This window comes from Nocardioides sp. P5_C9_2 (assembly GCF_054049555.1).
The window spans coordinates 1-2,325 of the sequence record NZ_JBFUMD010000554.1 but is presented as its reverse complement, the minus strand read 5'-3'; the positions used below and the strand labels follow the sequence as shown (position 1 = coordinate 2,325).

General features: G+C 72.9%; 2 protein-coding genes. One reads left to right on the top strand and one right to left on the bottom strand.

Going from position 1 to position 2,325, the window contains the following annotated elements; translation table 11 throughout:
- Positions 1 to 996 (top strand): MFS transporter (locus ACXJKL_RS19530; RefSeq protein WP_457208660.1); only part of this gene is annotated, 996 nt, incomplete at its 5' end.
- A 67-nt stretch (positions 997 to 1,063) separates the two neighbouring features.
- On the opposite strand, the gene ACXJKL_RS19525 is transcribed toward ACXJKL_RS19530, so the two are convergent.
- A partial coding sequence (locus ACXJKL_RS19525) for an HD domain-containing protein (RefSeq protein WP_457208659.1) occupies positions 1,064 to 2,325 on the bottom strand: 1,262 nt, incomplete at its 5' end.

The window sequence follows — 2,325 nt, the reverse complement described above, 5'->3', positions numbered from 1 at the left end:
GTCCTGCTCCTGCTCTGCCGCCTGGTGCAGGGCTTCGCCGTCGGCGGCGAGTGGGGCGGCGCGGTGCTCATGGCCGCCGAGCACGGTGAGGACTCGCAGCGCGGGTTCTGGTCGTCGTGGCCGCAGGCCGGCGTGGCGCTGGGCAACCTGCTCGCCACCGGCGTGCTGTGGATCCTCGCGGCCGTGCAGTCCGACGACGCGTTCAACGCGTGGGGCTGGCGCATCCCGTTCATGCTGAGTGCCGTGCTGGTCATCATCGGCCTGTGGGTGCGCCTCTCGATCGAGGAGTCGCCGGTCTTCAAGGAGGCGCAGAGCGAGCTCTCGACCGCCGAGAAGGCGCACGTGCCGCTCGTCGAGGTCGTCAAGAAGTACCCGCGCGAGGTCCTGGTCGCCATGGGCATGCGGATGGCCGAGAACATCTCGTACTACCTGTTCACCGTCATCTCCATCACCTTCCTCACGACGTACGTCGGCACCACCGGTGACAAGAGCATCATCCTCGAGGCGCTGCTCATCGGCGCCGTCGTGCACTTCGTGACCATCCCGCTCATCGGGGCACTCAGCGACAAGGTCGGCCGGCGTCCGCTCTACATCGCCGGCGCCATCGGCGTCGCCGCGTGGTCCTGGATCTTCTTCGACCTCATCGCCAGCAAGTCCGAGCCCAAGATCCTGCTCGCCGTGGTCGTCGGCCTGATCCTGCACGCCCTGATGTACTCCCCGCAGGCTGCGTTCTTCTCCGAGCTCTTCGGCACCTCGGTGCGCTACACCGGCGCCTCGGTGGGCTACCAGCTGGCCTCCATCTTCGCCGGCGCGCTGGCACCGATCATCGCCATCAAGCTGCTCGGCCCGGCCACCAACGGGGCGGCGAACGTCAACAGCGTCGCCATCTACATGACGATCGCCTCGGTGATCACGCTGATCGCCGTGTTCTGCGCCAAGGAGACCGCTCGCACGTCGCTGCGCCACGACCGGGTGCTCGACGAGTCCCGTACGTGACCCGCACGTCCTAGCACCACCCCAGACGCCCCGTTCGGCCCCGTGCCGGGCGGGGCGTCCGTCGGCGTCAGGCTCCCGGCTCGGCCGCCGTGCCGACCAGCGCGTCCCGTACGGCGTGCGCGGCCTCGGCGGCCCGCTCGTCGGAGAGCCGGCCCGCTCCCTGCTCCTGCAGGTAGAACACGTCCACGGCCTGCGGGCCCACCGTCGACACGTGGGCCGATCGCACCGAGATGTCGCACGAGGCCAGGGCCGCGCAGACGAGGTGCACGACGCCCGGCCGGTCGTCCGCCCGCACCTCGAGCAYGGTGGCCCGCCGCGACTCGCCGTACCGGACCACCACGACGGGGGCGAGACGGCCCGGCGCCGGACGCGACAGCCGGCCGGTGGCATCGAGCCTGCCCTCGCCGATCGCCACCAAGCGCTCGCGCAGCACCGCGGGGTCGAGCTCGGGGTCGGCGACCTCCCAGACCGAGACGCCGACCGGTACGGCATCCGGATCGCCGGTGCTGTCGTCGGGGTCCTGCGCCCAGGCCCGTGCGGACCGCACGGACACCCGTTGCAGGGCGAGCACCGCCGCGGCGTCGGCGAGCAGGCCGACCCGGTCCGGAGCGAGGATCGTCACGCGGGCGCCCCCCTCGTCGGGCTCGACGCCGACCCAGGCACCGCCGCGGCGCACGACGTCGGGCACCGGGACCGACCGGTCGTCCTCGGGCGAGGCCGCCTCGCCGGCGGCGCGGGCCAGTGCGTGGGTGGCCAGCCGGGCGACGAGACCCGCCCGCCACGTGGACCACGCCTTCGCCGACGCGGCGCGCGCGTCGGCCTCGGTGAGGGCGAGCAGCAGGGTCAGTGCCTCCGCCGAGGGCACCTTGTCGAGCACCGCGTCGATGGTGGCCGGGTCGTCGGGGTCCCGGGAGGTGGCGGTCTCGGACAGCAGCAGGTGCCGGCGCACGAGCAGTGCGACCAGGTCGACGGCCTCCGGCTCGAAACCCATGCGCTCCGCGATCTCGCGCGCGATCGGCTCGCCGGCGACCGAGTGCTCGGTGAGTCCGCCCTTGCCGATGTCGTGCAGGAGCGCGGCGACCAGCAGGACGTCGGGGCGCGCGACGCTGCGGATGAGCCGGGAGGCCTCCACGCAGGTCTCCACGACGTGCCGGTCGACGGTGAAGCGGTGGATCGCCGAGGCGTGCGGCAGCAGCCGGATGCGCTCCCACTCCGGGAGGAAACCGGCGAGGGCGCCGGTCTCCTCGAGGGTCTCCCAGACTCCCAGCAGCCCGTCGCCCGACGCGAGCAGCCTCACCAGGGCGTCCCGGGCCTCGGCGGGCCAGGGGG